Below are 18,503 nucleotides of genomic sequence, written 5' to 3' on the forward strand. Positions count from 1 at the left end.
CATTCTGTCACTCAGACAGGGCATTTCGTCTATCCCTCACCGCCCAAACGAATACGAATCGGTGGATCGAGGCTAAGGCTCAGCGACGTCACACCCCGTCATGGGTGGGTAGATCCTTCGGGGCTTTACCCACCCATGGATCATCTGTGCCCCTCTTGTGACTGGTGTGGTCAGTGGCTCTGCTGTTAAGTGGACGGCGTGGACCGTCGCCATTTCCTCGCAGCACTGGCGGCAGGCACCGTCGTTGCGATATCCGGTTTGTCTGATTCGAAAGCCGCTGCGGCGCCGGGGCTTCCGCCGAACCTCCGGTTGCCGGGCTTGCCTGAGCAGTTACTCACGCCTCCCCTCGTTGCACCCCCACCCGTTGTGCCCAGCAAGGCGCCGCTTCCCAAGGGGCCGATCACCGCGCTACCCGGGCACGGCAACTATCTCGCGCTGACCATCGACGACGGGGTGCGTTCGGACGTCGTCGGCGCGTACATCAAGTTCGCGCAGGACACCGGTGCGCGCTTCACCTTCTTTGTCACCGGTGTGTACAAGAGTTGGACCGACCATCGGAGTTCGCTTGCGCCGCTGGTGGAATCGGGTCAGATCCAGCTGGGGAATCACACCTGGACGCATCCGTCGCTGACCTCATTGTCGGAGAGTGCGATCGCCGACCAGCTCAACCGCAACAAGCGCTTCCTGCAGAACACCTTCGGAGTCGATGGCACGCCGTTCTATCGTCCGCCCTACGGACACCGCAATGCGGCGGTCGACCGCGTCGCCGCCGACCAGGGCTACACGGCGTCGACCATGTGGTACGGGACGTTGGGCGACGAGCGGGTACTGCGCGAGCAGGACATCATCGCCAACGCGCGCACCTACTTCCGCCAGCAGGCCGTGGTGATCGGGCACGCCAATCACCCTGCGGTGACGCACATTTACCCACAACTCACGGAAATCATCAGAGAACGCAAGCTGACCATGGTCACCCTCGACGACTACTTCGTCACCGGATGAGCCCGCGCTCGAACGCAACCCGCACGGCCGCGGCACGGTCGGCGACACCGAGCTTCGGGTAGAGCCGCAGCAGATGCGTCTTCACCGTCGCCTCGCTGATCATCAGTTCGGCGGCGACCTGACGGTTGGTGCCGCCTCCGGCGATGGCGTGCAACACTTCTCGCTCTCGTTCGGTGAGGGTGTCGGCACGATTGCGGCTCATCAGGCTTCCCGCGACGCTAGGGTCGAGAACGCTGTGGCCGGCTGCAGCACGACGCACCGCTGAGATCAGGTCGTCGCGCGGGGTTGCCTTGAGGAGGTAGCCGTCGGCTCCCGCGTCGACGGCCGCGTGAATGTCGGTGTCGGTGTCGTACGTCGTCAACACAAGGATGCGGGGCCAGTCGCGGTCGGCTGCGCGCAGAGCCCGAATGGCCCCGACACCATCGGATCCCGGCATGCGCAGATCCATCAACACGACGTCGGGTGTCAGCGCGGCCACCTGGGCGAGCGCCTCGTCGCCACTGGTCGCCTCGCCGACGACGGTGAGGTCTGCTTCGCGTTCGAGCATCCCGCGAATCCCGTCGCGTACCACCGGATGATCGTCGACGACGAGGATACTTATCTGGTCTGACCGCGAGCTCATTGCGGTACTGCTTTCGACCCATCGCTTCGCTCGGTGGGAATCGACCGCTCGGTGGGAATCGACCGCTCGGTGGGAATCGACCGTTCGGTGGGAATCGACACGGAGACAACGCAACCCGCACCGGGATCGGATTCGACGACGACGGTCCCCCTGAGCAACTGCGCGCGTTCGACCATGCCTGTCAGTCCGAAGCCGCTGTGAGCGGATCGTCGTACCGCGTCGACGTCGAAACCGTCTCCGTCATCACGGATGTCGAGCAACAGTTCGTCGTCGAGGTAGGTCAGCGTCACCACGACCCGTTGCGCGCCCGCGTGTTTGGCGATGTTCGCCAGTGATTCCTGCAGGATGCGCAGTACGGTGTCGTCACTGCCGCCGAGGTCGTGGGCGTCGCCGTCGACCCGCAGTACCGCGGTGATGTGATTGCGCTTGGCGAAGGCGGTGAGCTGATCCTGTACAGCGGTGGGTAGCGGTTGTGCGTCCAGTGTGAGCGGTCGGAGTGCGTTCACCGCGCGTCGCGCTTCGCCGAGTCCTTCGCGCGCAAGCATTTTCGCGTTGTCCACACGGTCGCGGGTGGCGTCGGACAGTTCAGCCTCGTCGACGGATTCCAACTGCGTGACCACCGCGACGAATCCCTGTGCGACGGTGTCGTGTAATTCGCGGGCGAGGCGGGAACGCTCGTCGCGGATGCCTACGAGTCGTGCTTGCTCGAGGAGTTCGGACTGCAGTCGGGCGGTGCGGGAACGTTCTGCGAGGAGGTCTTCGGTGAGCTGGTTGCGTCGAATCACGGATGTCTCGCGTGCCTCGGTCACGACTACGACGGCGACGCCGATCACGAAGTTCAGAATCCACGCGAGTACCGACGCCCACCAGGGATTGGCGAGGTTCTCCCAGCCATAGCGTTGCGTCGCCGTCATCAGCACGCACGACACACTGATGGTCAGCACCATCGGGAGCCCGGTGAACAATGACGCGTAGAGCATGTAACCCGCCCACGACGCGATGCCTGCGATCGGTGTCGCGGCGATCGCGACGGCGATCAGCGTGGTGGTGACAGCGAAGATCCCCACACGCCGCCACATGGGCCCGATGTTGACGCGAGTCCAGATCTCGGTGAAGACCATCAGCGCGATCAACGCCGAGGCACTCACCAGATGCTGCGTCGACGACGCAGGCACGAGTTGGGCGACGACAAGCGCGACAAGATAGAGAACCCGAAGCGTCCACACCTCGGCCGTCGGGGGCACGATGATGTCCGGCCAGGTCAGCTCGTGCCGACAGTCGCGCCAGCGTCCCTGCGGTTCACGCTCGAGGTTGCGTCGGAACAGGCCGTGCGCCAGCGCAGTGGTGGTGAATGGGCTGTTCACTCCCACTTGAAGGTCCGGACCGCGATCGCGGTGGTCACTGCGCCCCACACCAGTAGTGTGCCGAAGTACCCGATCGCTGGCCAGCCCGTCGTCGCGGTATCGACCAGCGCCTGCGTTCCCGCACCGGAGGGAGTGAGGTTCGACGTGACGTGCAACCACCCGGGCATCGTCGCCCGGGGTACCCACAATCCGGCGAAGAACATCAACACGAAGAACACCAGTGAGCCGAATCCCGCAGCGACCTTGGCGTTCCGGAACAGCGACGCGATCACCATGCCCAGGCCGAGAAAAGCCCAACCCGTCAGCACATAACTGACGATGAACCCGACGGGATGCTGCGGCCACTGCCCCGAGATGATCCCCGGTACGACGACGATCAGCGCGAGACACATGATCGAGACGGCGGAGGTCAGCACGAATTGCGCGACCAGCAGGAGACTCGGAGATGCCGGAGTAGTGCGTAACCGCTTGAGAATTCCCATCTCTCGGTATCTCGTGAGTACGTCCGGTAGCGCCTGGACGGCGAGCAACGCCACGACGAACAGCACCAGAATCGGCTGGTACACCTGAAACACGCTCAGGCCGCCGAATTCGTCGAGCGGTTCGCGCGCGGCGGGGATCGACGCGATGATGATCGACGCCGCGACGGGCAGGATCACCGTCCAGATCACGACGCCCGGATTGCGCGCCAATAGCTTTGCCTCGGAACCGATCATCGCGGTGGTGGCGCTCATCGTCGTACTCCTTCGGAATCGTTTTCGGTTGTGGCGGCAACATGAAGGTCTGGTGCGTGCGTCAGCGCGAGGAACGCGTCGTCGAGGCTCGGTTGGTCGACGCGGAGCTTGCCGCACGCGATGCCGTGTTCGTGCAGCGCGATGATGACGGCGGACGCCACGTTGTCGGTGCCGGTGACGAGAACCCGCTCGCCTGTGCGCTCGACGCGGTGCACATCGGGGAGCGCTGCGAGTGCGTGGAGGTCGACGGCGGCAGTGGGGATGAACGACATCCGTTGGTCGGCTTGCACAGACGTCGCGAGGTCTGCGGGGGTGTCGAGGGCGACGACCCGCCCGTCGTCGATGACTGCGACGCGGTCGCAGAGGCGTTCAGCTTCTTCCATGAAGTGGCTGACCAGCAGAAGAGTGACGCCGGTGTCCTTGAGGTCTTCGAGCAGACCCCACACCTCGCGGCGTGCGCTCGGGTCGAGTCCGGTTGTCAGTTCGTCGAGGATGGCCACCTTCGGATTGCCGATGAGTGCCAATGCCACCGAAAGTCGCTGCTTCTGCCCGCCCGAGAGCTTGCCGAAGTAGGTGCCCTCGTGGCCGCTCATGCCGAGTCGGTCGAGTAGTTCGCGCCAGTCGCGGGGTGCCGAGTAGAAGCTGGAGTACAGCGGCATCGCCTCGCCGACGGTCTGCTTGTCGGGTAGGCGCGACTCCTGCAGTTGGATGCCGAGGGCTTCGCGGAGTCCGCGTCCCTCGTCGGCCGGATCGAACCCGGCGACACGCACATGGCCGCCGTCGCGTCGGCGAAGTCCGCCGATGCACTCGACGGTCGTCGTCTTACCTGCCCCGTTGGGGCCGAGGATGCCGAAGATCTCGCCTTCGGCGATCTCGAGGTCGACGCCACGGACCACCTGCTTGTCGCCGTAGCTCTTGGTCAGTCCTGCCACTTCGATCATTGCCATGCGTACAACGATCCGCCGCGCACGCCGCATGCGGATCCACCGCTCGACTACATTCGACTCAGCCGATCGGTGGACCCACGTCGACGCCCAAGCAGTTGCTAGGGTTGGCGAGTGGCGACGCGCAACGGGTCAACGAGGCGAGACGAACTGCTGGCGACGGCAGGTCGGATGTTCGCTGAGCAGGGACTGCGGTCGACGACGGTGCGCGACATCGCCGATTCCGCCGGCATCCTGTCGGGAAGCCTCTACCACCATTTCGATTCCAAGGAGTCGATGGTCGACGAGATCCTGCGGAGCTTCCTCGATTCCCTCTTCGCGAGATACCAGGAGATCGCGGCCGCAGACCTCTCCGCGACGGAGACGCTGCGCGAGCTGGTCGTCGCCTCGTTCGAATCGATAGGCGCACAACGCCATGCGGTCGCCATCTACCAGGACGAGGCCAAACGCCTTGCGGGACAAGAGCGTTTCGCGTACATCAACGAACGCAACGTCGAATTCCGTGAACTGTGGCACTCGGTGCTCGCACATGGCGTGGCCGACGGGGAGTTCCGTGCCGACCTCGACATCGAGTTGGCGTACCGCTTCCTGCGCGACACGGTCTGGGTCGCGGTCCGCTGGTACCGGCCGGGCGGCTCGCTGTCGGTCGACGACATCGCCAAGCAGTACCTGTCCATCGTGCTCGACGGGATACTGCCGCGCTGAATCCTTCTGGCTGGATCCTTCTGGGCGCCATTCAAGCTGCCGATTCGCGTCCACATACTTGGATGACCTAGTAATTTGGGTGTCGTTCGGTGGGGACGAAGGAGTACGCGGTGGGTACAGGCAACGGTGAGTCGACCTTGAAGAAATCGACCTTCACTGAATCAACGCAGGCGTCGGTCGCGACGGCACGCGGCAACACGATCAGCGACATGCTGCACCGCACGGCTGCACGCACGCCCGACAAGGTGGCGATCATCGACGGCGATGTGCGCCTCACCTACGCCGAGTTCGACGCCGCGGTCAACCGCTGCGCCAACGCGCTCACCGCGCGCGGACTCTCTCGCGGCGACCGGCTGGCGCTGATCAGTCACAACTCGTGGCAGTTCGCCGTGCTGAACTTCGCGTGCGCGCGGATCGGAGCGATCCTCGTACCGATCAACTTCGGACTCGGCGTCTCCGAGATCGCCTTCATCCTCGACCACAGCCAGGCGTCGGGCGTCGTCGTCGAAGATGCGCTCGGGCCGACGGTCATCGAGGCGATCGAGACCGCGGGTACGCCCATCGACATCCGCGGGTGGATTCCCCTGGCGGGGACGCAGGCACCGCGGGGATTCGAGCCGGTCGCCGAATGGATGACCACCGGTGACGCGTCTGCCCCCGGCGTCGTCGTCGACGACGACGAGCCGGTCCGCATGATGTACACCTCCGGCACCGAGTCGCGCCCCAAAGGCGTTCTGCTGTCGAGCAAATCACTGATGACGCAGTACGTCTCGTGCATCGTCGACGGTGGGATGGAGGGCTCCGACGTCGAGATCCACGCGCTCCCGATGTACCACTGTGCCCAGTTGGACTGCTTCTTCTCCGTCGATGTCTATCTCGGAGCGACCAGCATCATCCTGCACGCGCCGGACGCCGCAACGATGTTGGCGACCATCGAGGCCGAGCGTGTCACCAAACTGTTCTGCCCACCCACCGTATGGATTTCGCTGCTGCGCCACCCCGACTTCGATACGCGCGATCTCTCGTCGTTGCGCAAGGGCTACTACGGCGCCGCGGCGATGCCCGTCGAAGTCCTGCGAGAGCTGGCGCGTCGGCTTCCGGAGGTTCGACTCTGGAACTTTTACGGACAGACCGAGATGTCGCCGCTGGCAACCATTCTGCAGCCGCACGAGCAACTCGATCGCGCCGGATCGGCGGGGCGCGCGGCACTCAACGTCGAAACCCGCGTCGTCGACGACGAGGACAACCCGGTGCCTGTCGGCGAGGTCGGGGAGATCGTGCACCGCAGTCCGCATGCGGCACTGGGCTATTACGCCGACGAGGACAAGACCGCCGAGGCTTTCCGTAACGGCTGGTTCCACTCCGGCGACCTGGGCGTGATCGACAAGGACGGGTACCTGTCGGTCGTCGACCGTAAGAAGGACATGATCAAGACCGGTGGCGAGAACGTCGCGTCCCGCGAGGTCGAGGAGGCAATCTACCTCCACGACGGCGTCGCTGAGGTTGCCGTCTTCGGTGTGCCGCATCCCAAGTGGATCGAGGCCGTCACAGCCGTCGTTGTACCAAAGGATGGCGTTGTCCTGTCAGAAGAAGAAGTGACAGCGCATCTTTCGTCGATCCTCGCACCGTACAAGCGGCCCAAGTTCGTCGTGTTCGCCGAGGCGTTGCCGAAGAACCCGTCGGGCAAGATCCTCAAGAAGAACCTGCGCGTCGAGCACGCCGACATCGCGGGGTCGAGCTAGTTCACTTCAGCACGAACGGGTTGCCGAGTCTCACCCCAGCGCGCTCAGTGCTTTCAGCCGCTCGTGTGCCTGGTCCATGATCGATTGGATGAGGGCATCGCAGCTGGGTAGGTCATCGATCATCCCGACCACCTGGCCGGACGCGAGAACCCCTGCGCGCGTATCACCTTCGACAAGACCCGCGCGCAACAGCATCGGGGTGTTGCCCGCCATGATGACCTGCTGCCAGCTACGATCGCCCGACTTACGCATCGCACGCCCGTCGCGCAGCATCGTCGTCCACTTCATGCCGGTCAACTGCTTGAACTCGTTGGCATTTCGTCCAGCAGCGAACAGCGCGCGGATCGGGCTGCCGCTTTCGAGCGCCTCGACGAGTGGGGTGCGCAGTACCCGATGCGGCATACCGTCGACCTTCACCGAGACGACGGTGTCGTTCAATGTGCGTGTCAGATACTCCTGTTTCACCGCGGTGGGAACCGCGGAGTCGGCGGTGAGCAGGAATCTGGTGCCCATCGCGACACCTTCGGCTCCGTATGCCAGCGCCGCGGCGAGCCCTCGACCGTCGAAGAAGCCTCCCGCCGCGACCACTGGCATGTCGGAACCGTTGTCGCGCAACGCATCCAGCACTGAGGGAAGCAGTAGCGTCGTCGCGACCGGTCCGGTGTGGCCGCCGCCCTCGCCGCCCTGCACGATCACCGCATCCGCACCCCACGACGCGACCTTCACGGCGTGTTTGGCCGCTCCGATCGACGGGATCACCACGACGCCGTTGTCCTTGAGCTTCGCGATGAGGTCCTTCTTGGGTGCCAGCGCGAACGACGCGACGCGCACCCCCTCGCGGATCAGTAGGTCGATCCGTTCGGTGGCATCGGTGGCGTCGGCGCGGATGTTGATTCCGAAGGGCTTGTCGGTCAACGACTTCGTCTTCGAAATTGCCGCTTCCAACTCGGCAAAGGTCATCGTCGCCGACGCCAGGATGCCGAGACCGCCTGCATTGGAGGTCGCAGATGTCAGCGATGGGCCCGACACCCATCCCATCCCGGTCTGCACGATCGGGTATTCAACGCCGACCAACTCGGTGAACCGAGTCGGGAGCGCGGCCGCGCGCGCCGTCGAACTCATTTGACCTCCCGACCGCGAACACCCTTGGGGTCCAGGATGTCTCGGATGATGGCCAGCTCGTTCTCCGATGGCAACCGTGTCGGCGTAGCCTGCTCGAGTCCCGCGATCTCGAACGAGGTGTTCTCGACGACCTCGTCCGCCCCGACACCGGGGTGTAGCGACAGCGCCCGCATCGTGTGGCCGGGTCCGCCGAAGTCGAAGACACCGAGATTGGTGACGACGCGATGAATATCGAGGTCGTCGAATGCCGGATTGTCGGGATCGACCTTGTCGTAACCGATTCCGCTGACGACGTCGACCTCATCGCAGAACACGCGCGCGGAATGTCGGGGTACCCAGTAGCTGGTCGGATGGTTGATGGTGTTGCCCGGAGCGCCGCGCACGCCGAACATCTGGCGCGTGGGGTGCTGGAGCGGACCGAACGCCGACAGGTTCTGATTGCCGTGACGGTCGATCTGGTTGGCGCCCATGACCACGTGTCGCCGACCCGACGTCACCACGTCGAAGACCTTGGAGAACGGCATCCATCCTTCGATGGGCCCCGACTTCCCGATCGGCGGTGTGTCGGCGAGGATCAAGGCCTCACCGTCGGTGATGAGCAGGTCGGGCGAGAAGGTCAGGCGTGCAAGCCGTGCACCGAGCAGGGGCACCGGAGCCATGGGCGATGCCATGATCTCGCCGGAGTCACGGAAGATCTCGGCGCATGCGACGACGCACACCTCTGCGCGGGTCACAGCCGTTTCTGTTGCCGCAGTTGTCACTTCGACTCCTCTTGCTCGCCGCGCCAGGCGTCGACCTCGCGCTGGTAGGTCTCCTCGTCGACGTCGAGGAAGCGGCGACGGAACGTCGACCACTTCTCGGGATCCTTCGCGGAGTCGACGTAGAACCGCTGAAACGCCTCGTCGCGGCCGTACTCGCCCGCGAACGTGAAGTGGGCGCCATTGGGCGCGTGGACGACCTTGTCGACGTGCATCCGATTGAGGAGAAGCCGTTGCGTCGGAACGGACTTGGCCAGTACCTCGGTCGAGACCAGTTGACCGGTCTCGAGGTAGCGACGCTGCGCCGCGGCGCAGAACAGGTCGTCCATGTACGGGTCGACGCCGGTGTAGGCGGCGTTGCCGCGGGAGTCGGCGAGGTCGAGGTGGACGAATGCGGCGTCGAGTCGCAGTGCAGGCATGGCGATCAGGGTTTGGGTGCGGCCGTCGGGATCGGGATACGGCGACGTGACGGTCTTCAGTTCGCCCTCCCAGAAGTCCGGCACCGACGACCCGAGTCCGGCGCGTGTCGGCAGGAACGGCAGGCGAGCGGCAGCGGCCTGCAGCCCGCACTTGACCATGCCCTCGTCCATCTCACGGGATTCGATGGCGCCACTCGTGCGCGCCGCCGAGAACCACGGATCGTAGAAGGGTGCCGAGTCGAGCGAGACGAAGCCGTAGTACGCGCGACGGACTTTGCCTGCGGCGCACAGTAATCCGAGGTCGGCGCCGCCGTAGGTGACGACCGTCAGATCCTTGACGTCGGAGCGGGCGAGGGCCCGGACGAGTGCCATCGGCTTGCGACGCGAACCCCACCCACCGATTCCGATGGTCATGCCGTCGCGGAGTTCACCGATGACGTCGTCGAGGGTGCTGGTCTTGTCGGTCGGCGTCGCGGTCTGGGGCGTTGAGGTTTGGGTCATGTCAGCGGCTCCCCTGTGCGGTCTTCGGCTTTCCGGTCGCGACGAAGGCGTCGCGGTGCTCGTCGGCAACGCCTGCAAGATTGAGTTCGAAGGTGTAGCCCTGCTCGAGGCGATAACTGGCCTTCACGTCGACAGGGTCGATGTGGTTGATCGCCGATTTCGCCGCGCGGATGACCCTCGTGTCCTTCGCGGCGATCTGCTCGGCGACGTCGAGCGCCGTCGCGTCGAGCTCGTCGGCAGGCACCACCTTGTAGACAGACCCGAAGTGCAGGAGCTGTTCTGCGGTGACGTTGCTCGCCGTGTAGTACAGCGTGCGCATCATGTGCTGCGGGACGAGACGGGCGAGGTGCGTTGCGGCGCCGAGTGCGCCGCGGTCGACCTCCGGCAGCCCGAAGACGGCGCCCTCCGACGCGACGATCACGTCGGCGTTGCCGACAAGACCGATTCCGCCTCCGACGCAGAATCCGTTGACGGCGACGATGACCGGCACCTTGCAGTCGTAGACCGCGGAGAACGCGGCGGCACAGCCGTGATTGGCGCCGATCAGCGCGTCGAACCCCTCGGTTGCCTGCATCTCCTTGATGTCGACGCCCGCGTTGAATCCCCGACCTTGCGCCCGCAACACCACCGCGTGGGTGTCGAGATCGTCGCCCGCGGCGAGAATCGCGTCGGCCAACTCGAACCACGCGGCCGACGGTAACGCGTTGACCGGCGGATAGTCGACGGTGATGGTGGTGACACCACTCGCCGAGCGCGTACTGGTGATCGGCACGCCATGCCCTCCTCCCGGGACGCATCCCGTGTTGTGAACCCCGTTATCGAGGCAGTGAACCCGGATAACCACTGACTCTGGAAAACATCAACCAAGCAAATGCTTGGTTGTTTGGTAGGGTAGCACCCATGGGTCCGCGGTCACAGGTCACACGTCTCGACCCGCCACGGGAGACGAATCTCGGTGTGGAGAAGAAGGTCGTCCTCGTCACCGGTGGTGCGCGCGGCGTCGGCCTGGGTATCGCCAAGGTGTTGGCCGATCTCGGTGCGGTCCCGGTGATCTGCGCGCGCAACCCGACCGACGACGCGTTGGCGCTCGGTGAGTTCATCGCGTGCGACGTGCGCGACGAGGCTTCGGTGACCACGATGGTCGCGCAGATCGTCGAGACCTACGGGTCGCTCGACGGCGTCGTCAACAATGCGGGTGGATCGCCGTTTGCGCTCGCCGCCGACGCGTCGTCGTCGTTTGCGGGCAAGATCGTCGAACTGAACCTGCTCGCACCACTACTGGTCGCACGCGCCGCGAATGCGGTGATGCAGCAACAGGAATCGGGCGGAGCGATCGTCAACGTGTCGAGTGTCAGTGGCCACCGGCCGTCGCCGGGTACATCCGCGTACGGCGCGGCAAAAGCCGGTCTCGACAACGCGGCGACGTCGCTGGCCGTCGAGTGGGCGCCTCGTGTGCGGATCAACTCCGTGATCGCCGGTCCGGTGGAAACCGAACTGGCACAGATGCATTACGGTGACGCTGACGGCGTCGCAGCGGTGGGGCGCACCATTCCGATGGGGCGGATGGCGACGCCGGAGGATGTCGGCAATGCCGTCGCCTTCCTGCTCTCACCGCTCGCCGGCTACATCACCGGCTCGATGCTCACCGTCCACGGTGGTGGCGAGAAGCCGGCATTTCTCGACGCCGCCAACGCGGGTAACGCCTTGTGAGTCAGTAAGAGTCAGAGTTCGAAAAGGGGACGAATCCACATGAGGGGATTGTGTTGAGCGACAACGGACATGGGTCGAACGCGGGTCGCGTGGCGATCGTGACGGGCGCGGGTCAGGGGATCGGACGTGCCCACGCGCTGGCGTTCGCGGCCGACGGCGCGGCTGTCGTGGTGAACGACTACGCCGAGGATGCCGCCGCAGCGGTCGTCGAGGAGATCACCGCGAGTGGAGGTCAGGCGGTTGCCTCGGTCGGCGACGTCGCCGACTGGGACTCCGGTGCCGCGATGGTGGCGACCGCGCTCGACGAGTTCGGTGGCCTCGACATCCTGGTCAACAACGCGGGTTTCGTGCGCGACAGGATGCTCGTCGCGATGTCGGAGGACGAGTGGGACGCCGTCGTCCGGGTCCACCTCAAGGGACACTTCGTCGGACTGCGCCACGCCGCCGCGTACTGGCGGGCGGAATCCAAAGCGGGCTCGACTCGGCAGGCTCGCGTGATCAACACGTCGTCGGGCGCGGGGTTGTTCGGATCGGTTGGCCAGGGCAACTATTCGGCAGCGAAGGCAGGCATAGCGGAACTCACCGTCCAGGCCGCGGCCGAGCTGGGTGCCTACGGTGTGACGGTCAACGCGATCGCACCGTCGGCGCGCACGCAGATGACGTTGGGGGCCGGCGAGGCGATGGCCGCGCAGATGGCCGCACCCGACGACGGCTCGTTCGACGCGATGGACCCGGCGAACATCTCCGCGCTGGTCGTGTGGCTCGGATCGGTCGAATCGTCGAACGTCACCGGAAGGGTCTTCGAGATCGAGGGCGGCAAGATCACCGTCGTCGACGGCTGGCAGCGCGCGGCGTCGATCGACAAGGGCGCCCGCTGGGAGCCTGCCGAACTCACGACCGTCGTCGACGATCTGCTGGCCAAGACGCCGGCCCCGGTGCCCGTGTACGGGGCACGATGACCGACGGTGCTCCTGTCGACGAGGGCGATTCCGTTGGCGGACAACGGATTGCCGCCGCGCGGGCGTACGTTGACGCGCTGGTGAGCCACGATCCGTCCGGTGTTCGTCTTCACCCGGATTGCACGCGTGTGGAAATGGGGATCAAGACCGGGCGAAGCGGCGACCATATCGCCCGCAGCCTGGCACGCGGCCCGCAATTCCGTCTGATTCATCGGGTCAGCGGGTTCGAGGCGGCGGTCGCGGGCCACACGGTGTCGACGAAGTATCGAGTCCACGTGGCCCCCAAGGCATTAGGGCTGTGGGCGCCGGTGAGCGAATCGTTCCTGATCGACGACGAGCTCCGGATTCGCACCATCGTCGCGCGTTTCGGACTTCCGCGTCGACGCTGAGTGGCGTACTCAGCGTCGACGCGGTGGTGCCGGAAGAGGCTTGTCAGACGCCCGGCGCGCGCACCACCATCGGGACTCCGGGGAAGTAGCCCGCCATCTCCGAGCGTGCCTTGCGCATCGCGGCGGTGGCGTATCCCTGCTTGCGGAAGTCGGGGTGGACCCAGACGCGGACGTCGACCTCGCCGTCGGTGAGTTCGCCGAAGACAAACCCCACCTTGTCGTCGCCGTCGGTCACGACCAGCCACGCCGCCTCTTCCTCGTCGACCCGTCCTGCGGCCTGTGCGATCTCCTGGTCGATCTCGCGGGCCGGCTGGCCCGAGCCGTCTCCGGCGACCCCCAGCTCGCGGGTCCGCTCGGCGAACAGTTCGGCGTCGTCGCTGGGGGAGAAGGCACGCAGCACGACGGTGTCTCCGCTGCTCGCGGGACGCTCGGCGAGTGTGAAGGTCAGTTGGTGGTTCAGGTCGTCGAGTTCGCTCTGATTTCGTCGGCGTTCGTCCTTGGTTAACTGGTCGAGCTTCATGTCGAGGATTGCCGATGCGCCGAGCTGTGATTTGCCGAGGAGTTCTGCGATCGCGGAGACGGCTTGGGTGTGATCGTCGGCGTCGACGATGGCGTCGAGCACCTCATGTCGTCGGTCGAGAGCGGTGAGGAGAGCGTCGGCGATGTCGCGACGTTCGGTTGCCAGATCCACATCAGTCATGCTGTCGATCCTAGTGAGCTACTGGCCGGTACGACATGGAACAGGTTCTAGTTCTCCATCGCGGCCGCGAAATCTTGATTGTCGCACCTAGAGGCAGCAATCGGCTGGTTGACCTTTCATGAATCTAGAACACGTCCTACTCTGAGACGCATGGCATCTGAGATCTCTGAGTCCGAAATCGACCACTTGCGCGGATCGACCCATATGGGCGACCTCCTTGTCGCGGCACTGGCCAAGAACGCGTCGGGCAACGTGCTCGAACTCGGCGACACCACGCTCACGGGCGCGCAGATGGCCGACGAGATCAGCCGCTACGTCCAAGCTTTTGAGGGGCTTGGTTCGGGCACGGGATCGTCGGTGGGTCTGCTCGCGCTCAATCGCCCCGAGGTGCTGTTCGTCATCGGTGCTGGCCAGACGCAGGGTTGGCGACGCACCGCACTGCATCCGTTGGGCTCGCTCGACGATCACGCGTACGTGTTGTCCGACGCCGGAGTGACGACGCTCGTCATCGATCCGGTGCCGATGTTCGTCGAGCGCGCAGTCGCACTCATGGAACGAGTCGACGGACTCAAGCAGATCTTCACGCTCGGTCCCGTGCCCGAGGCGTTGTCCGACGTCGGTCGCGACGTCGTCGCGGAGGCTGCGGGTTACGACGCGACGCCGCTGACCGCGGCCGAACTCTCGCCGGATCACATCATGTCGATCACCTATACCGGCGGCACCACCGGCAAACCCAAGGGTGTCATCGGCACCGTTCGCGCGATGACGACGATGACCCAGATCCAGTTGTCGGAGTGGGAATGGCCGACGCGGCCGCGCTTTTTGATGTGTACGCCACTGTCGCACGCGGGCGCGGCGTTCTTCCTCCCCACGCTGATGAAGGGCGGGTCGATGGTGGTGCTGAGCAAGTTCGATCCCGCGGAGGTGTTGCGCACCATCGAGGAGGAGAAGATCAGCGCCACCATGCTCGTGCCGTCGATGCTCTACGCCCTGATGGACCATCCGGACTCGCGCACCCGTGATCTCTCGTCACTGGAAACCGTGTATTACGGTGCCTCGCCGATCAATCCGGTGCGGCTGGCCGAGGCCATCGAGCGATTCGGACCGATCTTCGCGCAGTATTACGGGCAGTCGGAGGCGCCGATGGTCATCAGCTACCTCGCCAAGGACGAGCACCCCAGGCCGGGCGAAGACACGCGCAGGCTATCGAGTTGTGGGCGGCCGTCGTCGTTTCTGCGTACCGCGCTCCTCGGACCCGACGACAAGCCGGTGGCGCAGGGCGAGCCGGGCGAAATCTGTGTTGCCGGACCGCTTCTCGCCGCGGGCTACTGGGGATTGCCGGAGCAGACCGCGGAGACGTTCCGCGACGGATGGCTGCGTACGGGTGACGTCGCGCGTGAGGACGCCGACGGATACTGGTACATCGTCGATCGCACGAAGGACATGATCGTCACCGGTGGCTTCAACGTGTTTCCGCGAGAGGTGGAAGACGTTGTCGCAGAGCATCCGTCGGTCGGTCAGGTCGGTGTGATCGGTGTGCCCCACGAGAAGTGGGGTGAGGCGGTGACCGCCGTCGTCGTGTTGCGTGGCGATGTCGAGGCCGATGACGATGACCGGCAGCGAATCACAGCGGAGATCCAGGACGCGGTGAAGCAGCGCAAGGGGGCGGTGCAGTCGCCGAAGGACGTGATCTTCGTGGAGTCGCTGCCGCTGACCGGACTCGGCAAGCCCGACAAGAAGGCCCTGCGCGCTCAGTTCTGGGCGTCGTCGGATCGCGGTGTCGGGTAGGAGGTTTGGGTGGATCAGGGGGCACGGGCCATCAGGTCGGGCCCGCGGCCGCCTCCAGGATCTCGTCGCATGCGGCGTCGACAGCCTCTCCCGGATCTACGATGTGGCCCGCCAACGCCTTGGCCGCGCGATACGGCTCGTCGGCGGTAAGTAGTTCGAGGTCGGTGTCCGACAGTCGTGACAGCGGAGCGCCGGTCCCGGCTCCGTGGTCGCGAAGTGCGGCGGCCCAGAGTGGTTGGTCGGCGCTGAGCCAACCGACAACCGATGGGATTCCGGCTCGGAGAGCGGCGGCGGTGGTACCGGCTCCGCCGTGATGGACGGCTGCTCGGCACTCAGGAAAGAGGATCTCGTGGTCGACGGACTCGGTGAGGTGCAGAAGGCCATCGCGCTCTGGCAGGGCATGTCGTGTCTGGGCGACCACACGAAGGCGTAGCGACAAGATTGCCTCGACGATCGAAGAGACCCGCTCGGGTGGGATCTGCATACTCCCGAAGCCGACATAGACGGGGGCAGGTCCCGATCGAATCCACTCGAGAATGCGGGTGATCTGACTATTGTCGTTGTGTCCGTTGAGTTTTGCTCGGGTCAGGCTATCCGGCAGGAGGAAGCCCGTGAACGGGCGCTGTTCTCCCCACTCGCGCTCGAGGAGCGGGAACAACTCGGCGTCGTACGCCTGGATCTCCGGTGTTCCCCGCCGCCGGAGCCTCGCGCCGATGGTTCCCGAGGCCGACGGGAGACCCAGACGACGGCGCAGTGCGCGGTCGTTCGGGCGCTGCGTGAGTGAGACGAGGTAGTCGGCCGCGCGCCACGCGGCTGCGCTGATCGCCGCGGGCAGCGGGCGATACAGCGGCGACAGTTGATGGTTGGGACGTATCGGGCAGTAGTGCAGCGGCACGAAAGAGATGTCTCGGCTCTCGGCGACCGTCGCAGCCCGTTCTTGCGCCATTGGTCCGCTGACGAGTATGTCTGCCACATCGGCGAGTTCACCCATGACCCTCTCCGACATGGCCGATCCGTATGATCCGACTTCGCGGAGTGCGGTCAACCGCTTATACGGGTTCCACGACTTGAGGTCTCGCTTCACGAGCGAGCTCGCGAGCACCACGTACCCGCGTCGAGACCCGCGCGGGCCTGCAGTCCGGCGAGAGCGCGGTCGCCCGGCCAGAGTGGGGCAACCGTGTAGGGGTCGGTCTGCATCGACAGCGTGCGATTGCTATCTCCCGCAGAGGATTTGCCGAAGCCGTAGGCAAGGGCGAGGTCGACCTCGCCGCTCGCGATCTTCACCCACGCCTCGTACAGCGCCCACGCGCCGTCCATTTCGACGTGGGACTCGTTGATCGGCGGCATCGCGCCGATCGAGTCGATCGCCGAGATGAACGAGAAGGCACGCCCGGCAAGATAATCCGACGATCCGCTGCACCAGAACTCGATGTCGGTGCGGGAGATGCCGAGCTCGGCGTAGAGCTTGTCAAAGCAGGGGATCAGCATTTCGACGCCGTTGGTGGTGCCGTGTGTGCCGACGATGTTGGGACTGTGGGCGAACCCGACGATCGCGATGCGGGGGAGGGTCACGTGCTTCTCCTAGAGATGGGGATCGCGAGTCAGAGGAACTCGCGGTAGGTGTCGTACTCGGCGTCGGGTTCGCCGGTGGGCCGGAAGTGGCTGATCGATCCCATCGACAGTTCGCGCTCGTCGTCGGGGACCCAGACCGCCTGCACCCGCATGCCCATGCGGACCTCGTCGGCGGCAGCGTCGAGGATGAGGTGCAGGAATGGGATGTCGGAGCCATCGAGCAGCACGTACGCCGCCACGTAGGGTGGCTTGATCCGCTGTCCCTGGAACGGCACGTTGACGATGCAGAACGTCGTGACGGTCCCGGTGTCGGGAAGTTCGACGTGTTCGACTGCAGGCGCACCGTCGGCGGGACTCACCGAGCGTGGCGGGAAGTAGACGCGCCCGGCGTCGACTCCTGAGCCGATACGCGTCCCGATCAGCTTGCCCGCCTTGAGGCCTTCGAGATAGCGCGATTCCTCTTCGGTCGCGGAGTGAATGATGCTGGTCGTGATCGGGGTGGTGATGATGACGTTCTCGTCGTCGGGGTTGTCGGCGGTGTTCGGCTCGGCATGCTCAGCGGAGTCGCCGGGTGCGAAGTAGGCGATGTCGTCGATGCGGCCGCTGCGTGCCGCGCGCCAGACCGCGTGGACCCGCATACCTGTTTCGATGTCTGCCGGCCCGTCGACCTTGACCGCGTGCAGCAACGCGGTGTCGGCGCCGTCGAGTCGGATCAGCGCCCATGCGAACGGTGCGTCGAACGGCTGGCCGTCGATGTGGTCGGGATTCCACGACCACGTGACGACCGTGCCGACGGAGGCGACGTCGACGATGTCGGTGATCGGTGCGCCCGTCGCGGCGTCGTATTCGATCGGCGGTACCGACACGGTTCCGTCGGCCGACCGCGATCCGACGATGTGCCCGTCGCGTAGCCCGAATGCGAACCGGCTCAGGGGAGAAGCGATTCTTCACGACGACCGCGCTGGCAACCCGCGGGGTCGAGTTCGAGTTCACCCAGGGCTGGGCGTGCAACTTCGCGCCGGTTTACTTCGACGTTGATCCCGGAGCTGACCCGATTGAACTGGCGCGCACGGCATCCGTCGCGGTGAAGCGAGCTAAGGGCGCTGCCGCGGCTCCGATCGGTGCGGTTCTGCAGGTGCTTGCGCGGTCAGGCGAGCTTCCACAGATGGCCGGTTCTCCTCAGATGGTGACCTACATCGATCACCGTCGGCTTCCGGGAATCGACGACCCCACTGTCGGCACAACTGTGGGCTTTCCCGGGATCGGCAAAACCAAGAACTCCAACCTGTGGCTGAGTCGGATGGTCGACGGGCTGGTCGTCGAATCTCAGATTCCCGACAATGATGTTGCGCGCGCACACATCGAGCGCTATCTCGACACGGTTGCTGCGCAGCTCAGGGCGCTCCTGGAATCTGCGGAGTCCGCGGTCACCGCGATCGCGGGTACCCGGGTGCGGCAATGAAACTAGCTGG

The 18,503-nt window shown here is 65.2% G+C and carries 18 protein-coding genes and 2 pseudogenes; 8 read left to right on the top strand and 12 right to left on the bottom strand.

Translation table 11 applies throughout. The annotated features are described in order from the left end of the window. Nucleotides 1-198 precede the first annotated feature (198 nt). The gene (locus A5766_RS04420) at nt 199-1,002 is read left to right on the top strand and encodes a polysaccharide deacetylase family protein (RefSeq protein ID WP_005207528.1); all 804 of its coding nucleotides are present in this window, start codon (nt 199-201) and stop codon (nt 1,000-1,002) included. On the opposite strand, the gene A5766_RS04425 is transcribed toward A5766_RS04420, so the two are convergent. Genes A5766_RS04425 through A5766_RS04440 form a run of 4 tightly spaced genes read right to left on the bottom strand, consistent with a single transcriptional unit; the run spans nt 992 to nt 4,669 of the window. Next, nucleotides 992-1,624: a response regulator gene (locus tag A5766_RS04425; protein ID WP_005207527.1), complete on the bottom strand. Its 633-nt coding sequence runs from the start codon at nt 1,622-1,624 to the stop codon at nt 992-994. The genes A5766_RS04420 and A5766_RS04425 overlap by 11 nt on opposite strands. Then, nucleotides 1,621-2,988, bottom strand: a complete 1,368-nt coding sequence (locus A5766_RS04430; RefSeq protein WP_231894544.1) for a sensor histidine kinase — start codon at nt 2,986-2,988, stop codon at nt 1,621-1,623. Before A5766_RS04430 ends, A5766_RS04425 begins: the two co-directional genes overlap by 4 nt. Beyond that, on the bottom strand, nt 2,985-3,722 hold the full coding sequence (locus A5766_RS04435) for an ABC transporter permease (protein ID WP_005207525.1): 738 nt from the start codon (nt 3,720-3,722) through the stop codon (nt 2,985-2,987). The genes A5766_RS04430 and A5766_RS04435 overlap by 4 nt, the downstream gene beginning before the upstream one ends. Then, a complete protein-coding gene (locus A5766_RS04440) occupies nt 3,719-4,669 on the bottom strand; it encodes an ABC transporter ATP-binding protein (RefSeq protein ID WP_039856366.1) in 951 nt (316 codons plus the stop codon). The genes A5766_RS04435 and A5766_RS04440 overlap by 4 nt, the downstream gene beginning before the upstream one ends. Before the next feature lie 111 nt (nt 4,670-4,780). Between A5766_RS04440 and A5766_RS04445 the strand changes: the two genes are divergently transcribed. Together A5766_RS04445 and A5766_RS04450 are read left to right on the top strand one after the other, a co-directional pair. Continuing rightward, entirely contained in the window at nt 4,781-5,371 is a 591-nt protein-coding gene (locus A5766_RS04445; RefSeq protein WP_064903601.1) for a TetR/AcrR family transcriptional regulator, read from the top strand. A gap of 110 nt (nt 5,372-5,481) precedes the next feature. Further along, on the top strand, nt 5,482-7,113 hold the full coding sequence (locus A5766_RS04450; protein WP_231894545.1) for an acyl-CoA synthetase: 1,632 nt from the start codon (nt 5,482-5,484) through the stop codon (nt 7,111-7,113). A gap of 30 nt (nt 7,114-7,143) precedes the next feature. Here the strand turns inward: A5766_RS04450 and A5766_RS04455 are convergent, their stop codons facing one another. From A5766_RS04455 to A5766_RS04470, 4 genes are read right to left on the bottom strand one after another with little or no spacing between them, the layout of a single operon-like run. Continuing rightward, a complete protein-coding gene (locus A5766_RS04455) occupies nt 7,144-8,235 on the bottom strand; it encodes an NAD(P)H-dependent flavin oxidoreductase (RefSeq protein WP_064903603.1) in 1,092 nt (363 codons plus the stop codon). Further along, nucleotides 8,232-8,996, bottom strand: coding sequence for a CoA-transferase subunit beta (locus A5766_RS04460; RefSeq protein WP_005207520.1), 765 nt, complete (start codon nt 8,994-8,996; stop codon nt 8,232-8,234). Before A5766_RS04460 ends, A5766_RS04455 begins: the two co-directional genes overlap by 4 nt. Next, nucleotides 8,993-9,913, bottom strand: a complete 921-nt coding sequence (locus tag A5766_RS04465; protein ID WP_064903605.1) for a CoA transferase subunit A — start codon at nt 9,911-9,913, stop codon at nt 8,993-8,995. Before A5766_RS04465 ends, A5766_RS04460 begins: the two co-directional genes overlap by 4 nt. 1 nt (nt 9,914) lies before the next feature. Next, a complete protein-coding gene (locus tag A5766_RS04470; RefSeq protein WP_005207518.1) occupies nt 9,915-10,685 on the bottom strand; it encodes an enoyl-CoA hydratase family protein in 771 nt (256 codons plus the stop codon). 128 nt (nt 10,686-10,813) lie between these two features. Between A5766_RS04470 and A5766_RS04475 the strand changes: the two genes are divergently transcribed. From A5766_RS04475 to A5766_RS04485, 3 genes are read left to right on the top strand one after another with little or no spacing between them, the layout of a single operon-like run. Further along, entirely contained in the window at nt 10,814-11,623 is an 810-nt protein-coding gene (locus A5766_RS04475) for an SDR family oxidoreductase (protein ID WP_005207517.1), read from the top strand. A gap of 50 nt (nt 11,624-11,673) precedes the next feature. Continuing rightward, nucleotides 11,674-12,582: an SDR family oxidoreductase gene (locus A5766_RS04480; RefSeq protein ID WP_005207516.1), complete on the top strand. Its 909-nt coding sequence runs from the start codon at nt 11,674-11,676 to the stop codon at nt 12,580-12,582. Beyond that, complete coding sequence (locus tag A5766_RS04485) at nt 12,579-12,971, top strand: hypothetical protein (protein ID WP_005207515.1); 393 nt, start codon at nt 12,579-12,581, stop codon at nt 12,969-12,971. The genes A5766_RS04480 and A5766_RS04485 overlap by 4 nt, the downstream gene beginning before the upstream one ends. Nucleotides 12,972-13,014: 43 nt before the next feature. Here A5766_RS04485 and A5766_RS04490 read toward each other — a convergent pair whose 3' ends face one another. After that, nucleotides 13,015-13,671 carry a GNAT family N-acetyltransferase gene (locus A5766_RS04490; protein ID WP_005207514.1) on the bottom strand — a complete coding sequence of 219 codons (657 nt, stop codon included), beginning with the start codon at nt 13,669-13,671 and terminating at the stop codon, nt 13,015-13,017. A 150-nt stretch (nt 13,672-13,821) separates the two neighbouring features. Between A5766_RS04490 and fadD8 the strand changes: the two genes are divergently transcribed. After that, a complete protein-coding gene (gene fadD8, locus A5766_RS04495) occupies nt 13,822-15,459 on the top strand; it encodes a fatty-acid--CoA ligase FadD8 (RefSeq protein WP_005207513.1) in 1,638 nt (545 codons plus the stop codon). Nucleotides 15,460-15,490: 31 nt separating this feature from the next. Here the strand turns inward: fadD8 and A5766_RS04500 are convergent, their stop codons facing one another. From A5766_RS04500 to A5766_RS04510, 3 genes and pseudogenes are all read right to left on the bottom strand, one after another. Further along, nucleotides 15,491-16,465 carry a glycosyltransferase gene (locus A5766_RS04500; RefSeq protein WP_197501329.1) on the bottom strand — a complete coding sequence of 325 codons (975 nt, stop codon included), beginning with the start codon at nt 16,463-16,465 and terminating at the stop codon, nt 15,491-15,493. Between the two features lie 95 nt (nt 16,466-16,560). Continuing rightward, a pseudogene (locus A5766_RS04505) lies at nt 16,561-17,031 on the bottom strand (lipid-transfer protein); the annotation flags it as partial. 29 nt (nt 17,032-17,060) lie between these two features. After that, nucleotides 17,061-17,963 (bottom strand): annotated as a pseudogene (locus A5766_RS04510) (Zn-ribbon domain-containing OB-fold protein); the annotation flags it as partial. On the opposite strand from A5766_RS04510, the gene A5766_RS04515 reads away from it, so the two are divergent. Then, entirely contained in the window at nt 17,948-18,493 is a 546-nt protein-coding gene (locus A5766_RS04515; RefSeq protein WP_197501332.1) for a hypothetical protein, read from the top strand. The pseudogene A5766_RS04510 and the gene A5766_RS04515 overlap by 16 nt on opposite strands. Nucleotides 18,494-18,503 lie beyond the last annotated feature (10 nt).

The sequence above is a fragment of the Gordonia sp. 852002-51296_SCH5728562-b genome, assembly GCF_001665475.1.
Classification (GTDB): Bacteria; Actinomycetota; Actinomycetes; order Mycobacteriales; family Mycobacteriaceae; genus Gordonia; species Gordonia sputi.

Coding starts and splice junctions, on each gene's coding strand:
- A5766_RS04435 (WP_005207525.1), bottom strand. CDS start 3,722: ATGAGCGCCACCACCGCGATGATCGGTTCCGAGGCAAAGCTATTGGCG.
- A5766_RS04485 (WP_005207515.1), top strand. CDS start 12,579: ATGACCGACGGTGCTCCTGTCGACGAGGGCGATTCCGTTGGCGGACAA.
- A5766_RS04465 (WP_064903605.1), bottom strand. CDS start 9,913: ATGACCCAAACCTCAACGCCCCAGACCGCGACGCCGACCGACAAGACC.
- A5766_RS04515 (WP_197501332.1), top strand. CDS start 17,948: ATGCGAACCGGCTCAGGGGAGAAGCGATTCTTCACGACGACCGCGCTG.
- A5766_RS04500 (WP_197501329.1), bottom strand. CDS start 16,465: ATGTCGGAGAGGGTCATGGGTGAACTCGCCGATGTGGCAGACATACTC.
- fadD8 (WP_005207513.1), top strand. CDS start 13,822: ATGGCATCTGAGATCTCTGAGTCCGAAATCGACCACTTGCGCGGATCG.
- A5766_RS04455 (WP_064903603.1), bottom strand. CDS start 8,235: ATGAGTTCGACGGCGCGCGCGGCCGCGCTCCCGACTCGGTTCACCGAG.
- A5766_RS04490 (WP_005207514.1), bottom strand. CDS start 13,671: ATGACTGATGTGGATCTGGCAACCGAACGTCGCGACATCGCCGACGCT.
- A5766_RS04425 (WP_005207527.1), bottom strand. CDS start 1,624: ATGAGCTCGCGGTCAGACCAGATAAGTATCCTCGTCGTCGACGATCAT.
- A5766_RS04475 (WP_005207517.1), top strand. CDS start 10,814: ATGGGTCCGCGGTCACAGGTCACACGTCTCGACCCGCCACGGGAGACG.
- A5766_RS04440 (WP_039856366.1), bottom strand. CDS start 4,669: ATGGCAATGATCGAAGTGGCAGGACTGACCAAGAGCTACGGCGACAAG.